The organism is Enterococcus sp. AZ048 (genome assembly GCF_051715125.1).
GTDB lineage: Bacteria > Bacillota > Bacilli > Lactobacillales > Enterococcaceae > Enterococcus_A > Enterococcus_A gilvus.
Genome location: NZ_JBIOTD010000001.1, coordinates 276,434 through 291,574 on the forward strand (window position 1 = coordinate 276,434; position 15,141 = coordinate 291,574).

Genomic DNA, 15,141 nt, shown 5'->3' on the forward strand with positions numbered 1-15,141 from the left:
ACATAACGAACAACTAAAAGGAGAGATTTTTCTCATGAAAATTGCTGTAGATGCAATGGGTGGCGATTTTGCACCAAAAGCTATCGTGGAAGGTGTCATGTTAGCACAAAAAAAACACCCAGAAATTGAATTTCAATTATATGGAAAAGAAGAAGCGATTCGTGAATATGTAACGAACGAAAACAATATCACGATCATTCATACAGATGAAAAAATCAACAGTGACGACGAACCCGTCAAAGCCATTCGCCGTAAAAAGAATGCTTCAATGGTTCTAGCTGCACAAGCGGTCAAAGAAGGCAGAGCCGATGCGATTTTCTCAGCCGGAAATACCGGAGCTTTATTAGCAGCGGGATTGTTTATAGTAGGAAGAATCAAAGGAATCGAACGTCCGGGATTGATGTCGACACTCCCTGTTTTAAATGACGACAGTGGATTTGATATGCTGGATTTAGGCGCAAATGCAGAAAATAAAGCAGAGCACATTCATCAGTATGCTATTCTGGGTTCCTTCTATGCCAAGCATGTCCGGGGAATCGCGAATCCGAGTGTTGGACTATTGAACAACGGTACGGAAGAAAACAAAGGCAGTGAATTGACAAAAGAAGCCTTCAAACTTTTACAAGCGGAAGAAAGTATTCATTTTATTGGCAATGTGGAGGCGCGTGAGCTATTAAATGGTGCTGCGGATGTTGTCGTAACTGACGGGTTTACGGGCAATGCCGTCTTAAAAACGATTGAAGGAACAGCGATGGGCTTGATGAGCCTCTTAAAAGGCAGTATCAACGATGCGGGCGTCAAAGGAAAACTCGGTGCGGCAATGTTGAAAGATACGCTGTATGGTCTAAAAGATAAACTGGATTACTCTTCCCATGGGGGGGCAGTTTTATTTGGTTTGAAAGCTCCTGTAATCAAAACGCATGGATCAACTGGACCAGAGGCGGTAGCGAATACGATCGACCAAATTCATACGATGCTTGATACGGATGTCGTTGGACAATTAGTCGCATTTTTTGAAACCCCAAAAGGCGAATAGCCCCCTCGGCAATTTTGCTAAAAAAGGTAGACAAAGAGGGCAAACACCAGTAAAATGAACATTGACCTTCTGGTAAAACATAGACGAATAATAGTGGATCAAGTGGAGGTGAATGTTGTTGACTCGTGAAGAAGTATTTAGCAAAGTTGCTGAAATAATTTCAAATCACTTTGAAATCGATAAAGATAAAGTGACTCTTGGATTGAGTATCAAAGACGACTTAAATGCAGATTCAATCAGTATCATGGAATTCGTTCTAGAATTGGAAGATGAATTCGGAACAGAAATTTCTGATGAAGATGCTGAAAAAATTGAAACTGTTGGAGCTGCAGTTGATTACATTATGGAAAACAACCAAGCTTAACAAAACGGATGCACTGGCGAATGCCGGTGTATTTTTTTGTACATTTTGAATGATCAAGTAAAAGAAAAAAACGTGCGAATGCGCACTTGCTTTTTCCATAATTGCTGGTCTTTTTTTAGTAAAAAAGAGTAAAAAAGATGCGGATTTGCCAGGTTAACTACTTGAGCGTATAGTGAACATAATTTGAAATGTTTGGAGTAAGCAAGCAATGAAAAAAAAGAAACGATGGGTAAGCATTCTTTTGCTGCTGGGGCTTTTTCCAGTGGGAAATATCGCCGCTGAAGAAAACAGTCCTGTAGACGAAAATACTAAGTATTCGGAACAGCAGCAAGTTACGGATCAAGCTCAGAAAGACGGACTAGATCAAGCAACGGTGAAGCAACAAAACGAACAGGCGCAAGCGAGCGTACAAAGCAACGTCGAGCAAGCAAAAAAGACCGCTGAAGAAAAAGATCCTGAAGCCGATCCGAATCTAATCAGCGGTGAAGACGAAGCAGGGAGTTATTATTTACCTGCTGGAACAGAACATTCAGATTTGCAAAAAGCGAATCAAGGGAAAGTAGCTAATTTTTTTGCTTTAGAATTGTACTCATTGCCCTCAGTATCCGCGGCGGATGCAAATTTGCCTTCAAAAAGTTTTGTTGATGTCGCTTCTTATAATGGGAACGTTAGTGTAGCTGATTTTCAAAAAATGAAAGCTTATGGGGTGCGCGGTGTTGTAGTGAAGCTGACAGAGGGAACCTCCTATCAGAATCCTTACGCGGCAACACAAATCGCGAACGCTAAAGCAGCGGGACTAAAAGTCTCAGCCTATCACTATGCATGGTTCACTTCAGATGCAAGTGCAAGAGCCGAGGCAAATTATTTTGCATCTTATGCGAGCCAATTGGGTTTATCCTCATCAACAGTGATGGTCAATGACATTGAGGCGCCGACTATTCGAAATCAAGGGAACCACACGAATGACTCTGCCTCGTTCGCAAATCAGTTGAACCGAATGGGGTACGGAAATGTCCGACATTATGCTAGTTTGGGTTGGTTCAATGAAGGGTTATTAGATGCACATGCACTAGGAAATAAAAACATCTGGGTTGCAGCCTATCCCTATTCTTTATCTGCCAAAAACTTTTACACAGAGTACGGTGCGTGGCAGTGGTCGTCACTGGTAAGTTTTCCAAATGTTAATGGGACTTTTGATGTTTCTGCGGATTATACAGGGATTTTTCAATCCGATCCGACACCGATTGGAACAGAGGCCATGTATCGAGTATACAATCCAAATAGCGGCGAACATTTTTATACTCGAGATAGCAATGAGAAAAACACGCTGCTTCAAGCCGGCTGGCGCTATGAAGGGGTCGCTTGGGATGCTCCGCAAAGTGGTGCGCCGGTTTATCGGATGTATAATCCAAATGCAGGAGACCATCACTATACACTGGATGCCGCAGAACGAGACAACTTGAAAAGAGCGGGGTGGCGTTATGAAGGGATCTCTTGGTACTCAGGTGGTACGCAACCGTTGTATCGATTGTATAATCCAAATGCGAAGACAGGAACCCATCATTATACGCTGAACACAAACGAGCGCGATCATTTAAAACAAGTTGGCTGGCGTTATGAGGGCATTGCTTGGTACGGAAAATAAAGAAAAAACTTCGTCGCAGCGGACGAAGTTTTTTTATTGTATAAAAGTTAAAAACCGTTTGTCCCAAATGGATTCATAGAAAGAGATAGTATCCTTTGCTGAGAGAAACTCATTGTTATAGGTAGTTGAAGCCTGTCTTGCCATCGACAAGGAGTATCCTGATCCGTGCGCAAATTTTATGGTAGCGTCCATACAGTATTGAGTCTGAGCACCACAAAGTTCTAGGCTTTGGATCTTAAGATGCTGCAAGAGCTCTTGCAGCTCTGTGTGGTAGAAAGAATTGGCATGCGTTTTTTGAAGCGTCGGGTCGTCTGGTCGCCGATCTAGTTCTTCTACGATCTCCCACGCCTCTGAATTTTCGAGAAGGTCCTCGTCACAGTGTTGAATGAAGATAATCGGTTTTTCCTGTTTACGATACCGGTTGATTCTTTCATTCACGAGAGCGATCAACTCAGAAAAATGATCAATCGTTCCATTCTCTAAGCAAACACCTTTTTGCAAATCGATGATCAGTAATGCGTCGGACAGCTTTTCCATTGAACATCCTCCACTCGTTTTGTCCACTCTATCATTTTTTTGGATAAGAAGGAAAAAGTTCGATGAATCTTTGAAAATTTCTTACTATCATCACTTCTGATTTAAAATTTGTGGAAAAAACAGTATAATAAAGCGTGATGGAAATCTCAAAAAAAGGAATGAGCCCATGGATACACAGTTGATCAATGAATTGAAAGAAAATTATGGCATCGTCTTTCACGATGTGAACTTATTGGAACAGGCGTTTACCCACTCATCATATGTGAATGAACACCGTAACATGAATATTTCAGATAATGAACGGTTAGAATTTTTAGGGGACGCTGTCTTAGAAATTCAAGTATCGGACTATTTGTATCACCACTATCCCAACTTGCCGGAAGGACGATTGACACGTTTGCGTTCGGCGATCGTACGTGAAGAAAGTTTATCGAAATTTGCAAAAGAGTGTCATTTTGATCACTATATTATGTTAGGCAAAGGCGAAGAAAACTCTGGCGGTCGTGATCGTGCGGCGCTTTTGTGTGACTTATTTGAAGCATTCTTGGGTGCTTTGTATCTAGATCAGGGATATGACACGGCCTTAAGCTTCATTAAAACGGTTGTTTTTCCGAAAATCGAAGCAGGCGTTTTTACACGTGAAATGGATCATAAAACTCGCCTACAAGAGGTTCTACAAAAAAGCGGCGATGTGACGATCGATTATCGACTGGTCAATGAAGAAGGCCCCGCACATGAACGAATCTTTACGATCGATGTCTATGCCGACAATCAAATGATCGGATCAGGTCAAGGGAAATCCAAAAAATTAGCTGAACAAGATGCAGCAGAGAAAGCATTAGCAAAGCTTGCGAAAAAATAGTTTATTTGATCGAGTATAGAGAAAAATAAACTGACTGCGCACGACAGATCCTGTTGCCAGTCACTGCTTACGTCCGGCTTAACAAATAATTTTGAACACTGCTGCGCGAGTTCGTGTGGCTTTTTATGAAATTTAGGAGGAACATTTTGTATTTAAAACGAATTGAGATCGCCGGCTTTAAATCTTTTGCCGACCGGACCAAGATCGAATTTGAAGAAGGCGTGACTGCGGTCATTGGACCAAATGGCAGCGGGAAAAGCAATATTACCGAAGCGATTCGTTGGGTCCTTGGGGAACAATCTGCGAAGAGTTTGCGCGGAGGCAAGATGCCGGATATTATTTTTGCGGGTTCGGAATCAAGAAAACAATTAAATATTGCGGAAGTCACAGTGGTATTGGATAATACTGACAATTATCTGCCGCTGGTCTTTAGCGAGGTCAGTGTGACCAGACGGTATCGTCGAACGGGTGAAAGTGACTTTTTTATCAATAAAAAAGCCTGCCGGTTGAAGGATATTCAGGATTTATTTATGGACTCTGGTTTAGGAAAAGAATCGTTTTCAATCATTTCCCAAGGGAAAGTCGAGGCGATTTTTGCCAGTAAGCCAGAAGACCGTCGTGGGATTTTTGAAGAAGCTGCGGGTGTTTTGAAATATAAACAGCGGAAACGCAAAGCGGAGCAGAAACTTTTTGAGACAGAGGATAATTTGAGTCGGGTTCAAGACATTGTTTATGAATTAGAAGATCAGCTGACTCCTTTAGCTGCTCAAAGTGAAGCAGCGAAGGAGTTTTTGGCGTTAAAAAAAGAATTGACGGCAACGGATGTCAGTTTGACCGTCGCGAAAATCAAAAAAACACGAGATTCTTGGCAATCAGCAAAGACGGATTTTGATGAACTATCTGCAACAACCGAAGAAAAAAGCCGTTTTATCCAGCAGACAGAAGTACAATTAGGAAAGCTGCGAGAAAAACGTGGTTCTTTAGATGAACAATTAGAGACCGGACAGCAGCAATTGCTTCACCTGTCAGAAGCCTTGAAGCAAGCGGAAGGCCAAAAGGACTTACTAAGCGAACGCTCAAAGAACACATTAAAGACTAGCTCAGAGTATCAAACAACGTTAGCTGAGCACCGTAAAAAACAAACAGAGGCTCAATTGAACTTGCAAGAAGTACAAGTACAGCAAGGTGAAAAACAAACGGAAAAGCGTGAATTAGAAGAAAAAATTCAACAGCTGACAGCAGAAGCAGAGAAATACAAAAAATCACCGAAAGAATTATTAGAGGAATTGCGCGGGACTTATGTAGAACTGATGCAAGAGTCGGCAAATGTCAGTAATGAGCTGAAATATTTAGATCGTCAGTACACTCAGGAAACAGCTAAAAATCAGCAAAGTGTCACACGCTATGAAGCTTTGCGGGAGCAGTTGGAAGAGTTGACAACTAAGCAAAGCGACGCGCAGGCGAAAACACAGGAGCTTGTGGGTCGGTTAACCGAAGAGCAAGAACAGTATCGACGTTTGACTGAAGAGAAGAACGCCACACAACAGCAATTGCAAAAAGAACAGCAAATGATGTATGACCTGATGAGTCAGGTTCAGCAAGCCCGTGCGCGTCAAAAAAGTTTACAAGAGATTCAAGAAAATTATAGCGGCTTTTATCAAGGTGTCCGCAGCGTCTTGCAGCATAAAGACCAATTAAGCGGAATCGTTGGGGCCGTGGCGGAATTGATCCAGGTACCTCAAGAATATACGCTGGCAATCGAAACGGCGCTTGGTGCTTCGGCACAGCATATCATTGTAGAAACTGAAAAAGATGCGCGTCAAGGGATCACTTTTCTAAAAAAACAACGCAGTGGCCGTGGAACATTTCTACCGTTAACTACAATCAAGCCTCGCAGTCTCGGTACGCATCAGTATCAGGCGATTAAGGAGCAAGATGGCTTTTTAGGCGTTGCTAGCGAACTCGTTTCATTCTCAGAAAACGTTGCGCCGGTTATGCAGAATCTACTAGGTGCGATCGTGATTGCTCGTGATTTGGACAGTGCCAACCAATTGGCTCGTCAGTTGCGTTATCAAGTTCGAGTGGTTTCTTTAGGCGGCGACGTGATGAACGCCGGTGGTTCTATGACCGGTGGTGCGACGAAGCAAGGAAATCGTGGGAACTTGTTTAATCAAGGGCATGAACTTGCGGAGTGGACGAAGCGTTATGAGGAAATCAACCAAGCGTTGCAGAAAAAGGAAGTATTTGTCCGAGAGTTGCAGTCAAAAGTGGCGGAACAAACGGAAAACTTAGAGATGCTGCGAACGCAAGGGGAGCAGACACGTTTATCTTATCAAGAAGCGCAAAGCATCGAAGAACATGTACGCACTGATTTGACGCGTTTAAATAAGGAGCAAACGTTATTTTCTTATGAAGCGAAGGAATTGGAAAGTTTCTTAACCGATTATCAGGTACAAAAAGAAGAATTAGCATTTAAACAAGTGGAATTAAAAACGAAACAAGAGCAAATCAATCAAGAAATCCAACAATTAAATGAGGAAAGTGATCAGCTAGAAGAAAAGCGTGCAGCTATCAATGCTGAATTAAGCCGTTTACAAGCGGATTACGCCGTACTGGATGAACGTCTGCTGTATCTTGGACGGCAGTCCTTGAGTTTTGAAAATCAGATCGATGAGCTGGATAGACAAATTAAAAGCCTGGAGAATCATCTGTCTGCGTTATCAAATGATTCTTCAGATCACGAAGAAACAGAAGAAAGTCTAAATCAACGATTGACAGAGCTGGCGACTGCCCGTGAACACTTGCAAGAGCAGTTGATGATTTGGAAAGAAAATCGTCAGAGTCTGCAGCAGCAAGTGGATCAGGCGGATAGTGCGCTAACAGAGGCGAACCGCGATCAAAAACAATTGCTGGCTAGACAATCACAAGCAGATGTCCAGAAGAATCGTTACGAACTAAAATTGGACAATGCGTTGGCTTACCTCCAAGAGGAATATAGCTTGACCTTTGAAGGAGCGGCGGCGCAGGCTGATGATGAAATTGATCAGCAAATCGCTCAAAACGAAGTGAGTCGCTTGAAACAGGCGATTGAAAAACTTGGTCCAGTCAACTTAAATGCGATTGAACAATACCAGCAAGTCGAAGAACGCTATGATTTTCTAACGACACAACGGGATGACCTGTTGTCTGCGAAAGAGCAGCTGTTTGAAACGATGGATGAGATGGACGATGAAGTTAAAACACGTTTTTATACAACGTTCCAAGCGATTCGCGAGAAATTTAATGTTGTCTTTCCCAATATGTTCGGCGGCGGTCGAGCAGAATTGGTCTTAACAGATCCAAGCGACTTGTTGAATACAGGTATCGAAATCGAGGCACAGCCGCCAGGTAAGAAACTACAAAGCTTGTCCTTACTTTCAGGTGGGGAACGAGCGTTGACAGCTATCGCGCTGCTGTTTTCGATTATTCAGGTGCGCCCAGTACCTTTCTGTGTGCTAGATGAAGTCGAAGCAGCTTTGGATGAAGCCAACGTAGCCCGTTTTGGCCGTTACTTGAGCGCGTTCCAAAACGATACACAATTTATTGTAGTCACTCACCGTAAAGGAACAATGGAAGCAGCAGATGTGCTTTATGGTGTGACCATGCAAGAGTCAGGCGTTTCAAAAATTATTTCGGTGCGCCTTGAAGAAGTGAAGGATGACGGGAAATTCCAAATGAAGGAAGGGGAAACACTGAAATGATAAAATTAGTTGCGATTGATTTAGATGGGACTTTATTGACGGATGCGAAAACTATTTCTTATACAAACAAGAAAATCCTTGCCGAAGCGAAAGCTCGAGGAGTGAAGATCGTCATTTGTACCGGTCGTCCGTTGATTGCAATCAAGGAGTATCTAGCAGAATTGAATTTACTTGATGCAGATGACTACTCGATTACCTTTAATGGCGGGTTGATTCAAACCAATACAGGAGAGATTCTGGGCAAAACGGCGATGGAGTTAGCCGATGTCACCCATCTCCATCAGTTGTTGACCAAGATTCAGTTGCCAATGGATGTTTTATCAGACGCTCTATGTTTACAATTTGAGACAGCGAAGGATCATCCTTCTATCTATCCAACGTTGAATAAAGCGTTGACCTATGTTCCTAAAACAATAGAAGGATTAAAGGAAGAAGCCCTGTACAATAAAGTTGTCGCAGCGGTTAATGTTGAGTATCTAGATCAGCAGATTCCCTTGATTCCCTCAGAAGAATATGAGCGTTTTGAGATTTTTAAAACGCGTCCAAATTTATTAGAATTTATGCCAAAGGGTGTAACGAAAGCATTTGGCCTTTCTGTTTTAGGTGAACGTCTGGGAATCACACCTCAAGAAATGATGGCCTTGGGGGATGAAGCAAACGATCTGTCCATGATCACTTACGCAGGAATGGGCGTGGCGATGGAAAATGCGACGGATGGTGTAAAATCTGCTGCGAACTTTGTTACGAAAACGAACCAAGCGGATGGTGTGGCACATGCAATCCAAAAATTTGTATTCGATGGATCAGATTTGATATAAGGGGGATTTTAAATGGGATTATTTGACCGCATAAAAAAAGCCTTTACCGGTGAGCAAACAGACGAACCTGAAAAGCAAGAAGAGGTCGTTGAGGAGACGAAAGATTCCTCTGAGAATGGCGATGGCGTCGAAACGACGGAAGTAACAAAAGATACAGACAGTGAAGACGCGCTAGAGACTGATGAGGTTGCTGAAAGAAGTGCAGAAGAAGAGGAAGAAGCGCTAGAACAAGCGGCGGAAACAATAGATGTACCCGCAGAAGAAGTGTTGCCTGCTGAACCGGAAATTCCCGACTTAACTGAAGAAACGGAAGAAGTGGCACAACCGACTCATGAGGATGACGATACATCTGTAACAGAAAATGAAGCCGTTGAAGATGAGAAAGCACCAGAAGTTGAAGAAACGATTCCAGAAGCAGAACCAGAGATCGAGCAGTCCTCTGATGTGGATCATTCAGAAGAAACCGTGCAAGAAAAATACGATAAGGGATTAGAAAAGACTCGAAAATCCTTTGGCGATCGCATGAATGAGCTGTTTGCCCGATTCCGCCGCGTAGACGAAGACTTCTTTGAAGAATTAGAAGAGACTCTGATCGGAGCGGACGTAGGCTTTGATACAGCGATCAAATTAACAGATTCATTGCGGCAAGAAGTTAAATTGAAAAACGCCAAAAAGCCAGCACAGATTCAAAATGTTATTATTGAGAAGCTTGTGGAGATTTATGAAGCGGAAGGCATCAACGAAAATAATAAAATTAATTTGCAGAATGACGGCTTGAGCGTGATTTTGTTTGTCGGTGTGAACGGTACAGGAAAAACGACGAGCATCGGAAAGCTAGCCAATCAGTACAAAAATGAAGGCAAGAAGGTACTATTAGCTGCAGCCGATACATTTCGTGCAGGTGCGATCGATCAGCTAGTCGTCTGGGGTGAGCGCTCTGGTGTAGAAGTTGTTCGTGGCAATGCAGGTGGCGATCCGGCAGCCGTAGTCTTTGATGCGGTAGATAAAGCTAAAAAGGAAAATTACGATATTTTATTGATCGATACAGCAGGACGACTGCAAAATAAGGTCAATTTGATGAATGAGCTGGAGAAAATCAAGCGAGTAATCCAGCGTGAATTTCCAACAGCCCCTCATGAAGTATTATTAGTGGTCGATGCGACAACCGGGCAAAATGCACTCGTACAAGCACGTCAGTTCAAAGAAACAACCGATGTTACTGGCCTAGTCTTAACAAAATTGGACGGGACAGCAAAAGGCGGGATTGTCTTGGCGATTCGAAATGAACTGCATCTGCCAGTAAAACTGGTTGGTTTAGGAGAAGGGATCAATGATTTAGAAGCATTTGATTCCAATGACTTTGCCGTTGGATTATTTAAGGGCTTATTGAAAGAAGAGTAAAAAAGAACTGTTGAGATTTTTTTCTCAGCAGTCCTTTTTTTTATTCTGAAAATAAGGCGGCAAGTGGAGGCTGATATCCGTATAGCGCATGTTGATATCCATTATCCGATGAACCTCGTCGCAATGAAATTGATGTTGTTGATGCGGCCGTAATAAGACGATCTCTTTTGTATCAGGGGTCTCCTGATTTAGGGGAGCTGGATCATTTGTGGTGGTCTGTAAATTTCCGTACATGAGGAAGTCCTCCATTCTGCTAAGTGAGAAATCACTAGCTGATTTCATTTGTGCATTTATTAATTTGTTACTAATAGTTAATCATATTCTCATTTAAAATGCTATGCTTTTTTTAAGCATTTCCGTTCTGTTTCTGAATGTTCTTCTATATAATGTAGCATGGGAGGGTTGTGGACAAATGAATACAAAAGAAATGATGGCATGCGAAAAGGTCAAACCTTTTTTAATGCAAGCACGGTATGGGATTGAAAAGGAAAGTCAACGAGTCACACTAGCGGGAGATTTGGTACAGACGGATCATCCAGCTTCTGTGGGAAATCGCAGCTTCCATCCCTATATCCAAACAGATTTTTCTGAATCACAATTAGAATTGATTACGCCAGTCACGGAATCAGTAGATGAAGTTTTGGCTTATTTAGAAGCGATCCATGATGTGGCTCAACGAAGTATGTCAAAAGAGGAAATGATGTGGCCGTTTTCTATGCCGCCAGCGCTTCCTGAAAAAGAAGAAGCCATCCATATTGCAAAATTGGAGCGCCATGCAGATGTGTTGTACCGTCGCTACTTAGCGCGGGAATACGGCAAACGTAAGCAAATGGTAAGCGGGATTCATTTTAACTTTGAATATGGCTTGGACCTGATCAAGCAATTATTTTTGGCACAAACCGAAGAAGCATCAATGGAAAACTTTAAGACTCGTTTATATATGAAAATCGCACGTAATTTTTTACGGTATCGTTGGTTGCTGACCTACTTATTTGGAGCAAGCCCCTTGAGCGAGGCACGGTATTTTGAGGATGAGGATCGTCCAAAAGAGCCAGTTCGCAGTATCCGGACGAGTCATTATGGATATGTAAATAAACCAGATGTACAAGTTTCTTACGCGACATTGACTCGATATAGTGAAGATTTAGCTGAGAATGTTGCAAAAGGACGTTTATCCGAAGAGAAAGAGTTCTACGCACCTATTCGAATGCGGGGCGGAAAAAAGGTTGCAGATCTTTTTCATACAGGGATTCGCTACGTAGAATTGCGTAACATTGATTTGAACCCTTTTGACCGTGTGGGGATTGATGTAGATGAGATTGCGTTCATTCATTTATTCATGCTGTACTTGTTATGGACTGATGAGAAGTTAGCAGCGGATGAATGGGTAGCCGAAGGAAACGACATCAGCGACGCCGTTTCTATGGAACATCCAGCTAAACCGACCGCATATCTGGCAGAAGGAAAGATGATTTTTTCTGAGATGTTGGAAATGATGAGTGAACTGGAATTAGAGGGTGTTGACCTGCTTAAAAGATATGAGACTTGGTTAGATCATCCTGAAGAAACGTTGGCTGCACGAATTCTTGCCTTAGATGAAAAAGACGGTCAAGCGGCAGTGGCAGTAGAACTGGGACGCCAATTTTATGATCAGGCTTGGGCGCATCCTTACCAGCTAGCGGGCTTCAAAGAAATGGAATTGTCGACGCAAAATCTTTTGTTCGATGCCATTCAAAAAGGGATCGAGACAGAAGTGCTAGACCGACAGGATCAATTTGTGAAGCTGCAGCATGGAGAACACCAAGAATTAGTAAAAAACGGAAATATGACAAGTAAGGACACGTACATTGCTCCCTTGCTGATGGAAAATAAGACAGTAACTAAAATAATGCTGGCGCGTGCGGGCTTCCGAGTGCCAGATGGTGAAACCTTTGGGACGATGGCGGAAGCAAAAAAGGCCTATCCTAGGTTTGCTCAAAAAGCGTTTGTCATCAAACCAAAATCGACGAATTATGGACTGGGGATCACGATTTTCAAAGGCGAGACCTCGATCGCGGATTTTAATACCGGTCTATCGATCGCTTTTGCGGAAGATGATGAGATCATTATTGAAGAGTTCTTACCGGGAACGGAGTATCGTTTCTTCGTAATTGACAATCAAGTGAAGGCGGTACTGCTGCGCATTCCTGCCAATGTGATTGGAGACGGAGAACAGACGATTGAAGAATTAGTGGCTGAGAAAAACGCCGACCCTTTGCGAGGAAATAACCACCGTTCACCATTGGAAAAAATCCAATTGGGCGAATTGGAGCAATTGATGCTAAAGGAACAAGGCTTGAAGATCAACAGCGTTCCTAAGAAAGATCAGCAAGTATTTTTAAGAGAAAACTCAAATGTCTCGACGGGCGGCGATTCCATCGATGTGACTGATGAGATGCATGACAGCTATAAGGAACTTGCTGTCAAAGCAGTGGCTGTTTTGGGCGCCCGTATCAGCGGGATTGATTTGATCATTCCGAACATGGACAAGCCTTACGAAACAGCAGAAGATTATGGGATTATCGAAGCAAATTTCAATCCGATGATGCACATGCATATTTATCCCTACATTGGCAAAAGCCGTCGATTAACTACGGATGTATTGCGTTTCTTATATCCAGAAATGACGATCTAAAAAAATAAACCGGACTGCGTAAGCGGCCCGGTTTATTTTTTTGTATGGATAAATTTGTCGATCTCGGCTAAAGAGTTTGAGAATAGCACGCGCTCACGGTCTTCTTTCGATAAGAAGGCTTGCTCGACCATTTGATCAAAAAAATGTTGCAAGGGAAGATAGTATTCATTTACATCAAAGAAGATGCACGGGTTATTATTCTGACCAACCCGAGCCCAAGAGAAGGCTTCCGTGATTTCTTCTAACGTACCGATCCCTCCAGGCAAAGCTAAGCAGACATCTGCGTAGGCCATCATTGATTTTTTTCGTTCATCTAAATCATTCACGGTGATCAAGCGCGTCAGCCCTGTGTGCACGCGCTCTTGTACACGCAAGAATTCGGGGATGATCCCGATTACTGAACCACCAGCGGACAGTACACTATCTGCTATAACGCCCATCAAACCAAGCTTACTACCGCCATATACGAGTTCATAGTTATGTTGAACGATCCAGTGCCCCAGGTCTTTTGCAGCTGCTTGATAGGTGGGATCACTTCCCATGTGTGCGCCGCAATAAACAGCGATGCGCATGCCGATTCCTCCTTAAAATAGCTTTCGCAGAACGTGATTTTGACAATGATTTTCGAAGCACATTAGTCGTTCAATTCAATCGTTTGCTTTGTTTCTTCGACAGTCAAGCCAGTCTTTGCTTCCCACCACGCCCGCATCTCTTTTCCGTAAGTATCTGGAAAACGATGGACCATATCAATCAGAGGCTCACCTTGGATAGTAGCCCGAGGAAAATGCATCGCCAAATTCAATTTCAATTCCTTTAGCAAACTATAATATTGGAACATCATGTAATACATTTCTTCGTCATCTTTGCTAGCTAAAACTAATGCTGCGCGATCGAGCATAAAGCCTAAACTCCTCATCATGAATAAGAAACCAGGCAATTCCTCTTTTTCAATATCATCGACTTCTTTTAGGATATCAATGTGTAAATCAAGCGCTTGCAATAAATCGGTTTGTAAATTTTGATAGGTGACCATCGCGTTCCCTCCTTTAATAATCTCTTCAAAATAAGTATAGCACAGACGTAAAATTACTCACGGAGAAATCAGCATTTGACTCGCATTATTAGATTGATTTGTGTAAAGTAAACGGGAAGGAGGCGGCAAAATGGGGAAATTAGCTGTTATCACGGATTTGCACGCGGATATCAATCATTTTGGCGTAAAGGAACTAGAAAAGCTTTTTAATTTATTGAAGGAACAGGACGTCACGCGTCTTCACTTTGCTGGCGATACTGCTAATAAGATCGCTCAAACACTGACAATCAATGATTTTTTTCGGAAACGTGGACTCCCGACGACGTTTAACTTGGGCAATCACGAGATGGGAAATATCAAAGGAGAGCAGATGATCGAGCATTATCCAGATAGTCATTTCTTAAATCTTCGCTATCTAGCCTTGAATGAGAAAACGGTCTTGCTAGGCTTTAACGGCTGGTATGATTATGGCTTCTCTGAGCTAAATGATCCAAAGCAAATTCGTTCTATAAAAAATATTTATTGGTTTGACCGTATCATTGAACGCTTTTCTGATGATCAGTCAGTAGATCACGAGATTCTGGGACAGTTACGTCGTACATTAGATGATTTAGCAAAGAAGAACTATCAAGTTATTCTAGCAACTCATTTCGTCCCAAAAGAAGAGTTCATCGTTCATTTGGATGGTGACTATCAAATTTGGAATAAATTGAATGCTTTTTTAGGATCTAAAGCGTTAGGTGAATTATTGGATCAGTATCCCAATGTTCAACACGTTGTATTTGGACATACCCATAGACGGTTTTCTGACCAAACGATTCAAGGAACGGTTTATAGCTGTCGGCCATTGGGGTATTATTACGAGTGGGGAATCACCCGTGATTTTATTTTAGATAATCATTTGGCAGAGGTGTTTATTCCTATGAAGATGCGTCGGTTATTAAACGAACATCGGACGGAATTCGATGCGTATAAAGAAAAACATCTGATCGAAGAATTTAAAAAATCACTAACGTTGATTTCTTATTAGT

Annotated in this window: 13 protein-coding genes; 9 read left to right on the top strand and 4 right to left on the bottom strand. The window is 42.4% G+C overall.

Going from position 1 to position 15,141, the window contains the following annotated elements:
- Positions 1-34 precede the first annotated feature (34 nt).
- The 3 genes from plsX (at position 35) to IGI66_RS01600 (ending at position 3,045) form a co-directional block, all read left to right on the top strand.
- Positions 35-1,036, top strand: coding sequence for a phosphate acyltransferase PlsX (gene plsX, locus IGI66_RS01590; protein WP_431378911.1), 1,002 nt, complete (start codon positions 35-37; stop codon positions 1,034-1,036).
- A 118-nt stretch (positions 1,037-1,154) separates the two neighbouring features.
- Positions 1,155-1,400: an acyl carrier protein gene (acpP, locus tag IGI66_RS01595; RefSeq protein ID WP_044926352.1), complete on the top strand. Its 246-nt coding sequence runs from the start codon at positions 1,155-1,157 to the stop codon at positions 1,398-1,400.
- A 208-nt stretch (positions 1,401-1,608) separates the two neighbouring features.
- Entirely contained in the window at positions 1,609-3,045 is a 1,437-nt protein-coding gene (locus IGI66_RS01600) for a GH25 family lysozyme (protein ID WP_438847200.1), read from the top strand.
- Between the two features lie 33 nt (positions 3,046-3,078).
- Here the strand turns inward: IGI66_RS01600 and IGI66_RS01605 are convergent, their stop codons facing one another.
- Complete coding sequence (locus tag IGI66_RS01605) at positions 3,079-3,582, bottom strand: cysteine hydrolase family protein (RefSeq protein ID WP_431378913.1); 504 nt, start codon at positions 3,580-3,582, stop codon at positions 3,079-3,081.
- Between the two features lie 166 nt (positions 3,583-3,748).
- On the opposite strand from IGI66_RS01605, the gene rnc reads away from it, so the two are divergent.
- The 4 genes from rnc to ftsY all read left to right on the top strand — a co-directional run bounded on the left by rnc (position 3,749) and on the right by ftsY (position 10,403).
- A complete protein-coding gene (gene rnc / locus IGI66_RS01610; protein WP_086305813.1) occupies positions 3,749-4,444 on the top strand; it encodes a ribonuclease III in 696 nt (231 codons plus the stop codon).
- Positions 4,445-4,590: 146 nt separating this feature from the next.
- Positions 4,591-8,184 (top strand): chromosome segregation protein SMC, encoded by a 3,594-nt coding sequence (gene smc / locus IGI66_RS01615; RefSeq protein ID WP_438847203.1) that lies wholly within the window; start codon positions 4,591-4,593, stop codon positions 8,182-8,184.
- Positions 8,181-9,002 carry a Cof-type HAD-IIB family hydrolase gene (locus IGI66_RS01620; RefSeq protein ID WP_438847205.1) on the top strand — a complete coding sequence of 274 codons (822 nt, stop codon included), beginning with the start codon at positions 8,181-8,183 and terminating at the stop codon, positions 9,000-9,002. The genes smc and IGI66_RS01620 overlap by 4 nt, the downstream gene beginning before the upstream one ends.
- A 12-nt stretch (positions 9,003-9,014) precedes the next feature.
- Positions 9,015-10,403: a signal recognition particle-docking protein FtsY gene (gene ftsY, locus IGI66_RS01625; protein WP_438847207.1), complete on the top strand. Its 1,389-nt coding sequence runs from the start codon at positions 9,015-9,017 to the stop codon at positions 10,401-10,403.
- A 24-nt stretch (positions 10,404-10,427) separates the two neighbouring features.
- Here the strand turns inward: ftsY and IGI66_RS01630 are convergent, their stop codons facing one another.
- A complete protein-coding gene (locus IGI66_RS01630; protein ID WP_010782025.1) occupies positions 10,428-10,637 on the bottom strand; it encodes a hypothetical protein in 210 nt (69 codons plus the stop codon).
- Positions 10,638-10,815: 178 nt separating this feature from the next.
- Between IGI66_RS01630 and gshAB the strand changes: the two genes are divergently transcribed.
- Positions 10,816-13,077 (top strand): bifunctional glutamate--cysteine ligase GshA/glutathione synthetase GshB, encoded by a 2,262-nt coding sequence (gene gshAB / locus IGI66_RS01635; RefSeq protein ID WP_438847209.1) that lies wholly within the window; start codon positions 10,816-10,818, stop codon positions 13,075-13,077.
- Positions 13,078-13,109: 32 nt separating this feature from the next.
- Here gshAB and IGI66_RS01640 read toward each other — a convergent pair whose 3' ends face one another.
- Together IGI66_RS01640 and IGI66_RS01645 are read right to left on the bottom strand one after the other, a co-directional pair.
- Entirely contained in the window at positions 13,110-13,649 is a 540-nt protein-coding gene (locus tag IGI66_RS01640; RefSeq protein WP_288225776.1) for a TIGR00730 family Rossman fold protein, read from the bottom strand.
- Positions 13,650-13,711: 62 nt separating this feature from the next.
- Positions 13,712-14,110 (bottom strand): hypothetical protein, encoded by a 399-nt coding sequence (locus tag IGI66_RS01645; RefSeq protein ID WP_010782022.1) that lies wholly within the window; start codon positions 14,108-14,110, stop codon positions 13,712-13,714.
- A 130-nt stretch (positions 14,111-14,240) separates the two neighbouring features.
- Between IGI66_RS01645 and IGI66_RS01650 the strand changes: the two genes are divergently transcribed.
- A complete protein-coding gene (locus IGI66_RS01650) occupies positions 14,241-15,140 on the top strand; it encodes a metallophosphoesterase (RefSeq protein ID WP_010782021.1) in 900 nt (299 codons plus the stop codon).
- Position 15,141: the final 1 nt, after the last annotated feature.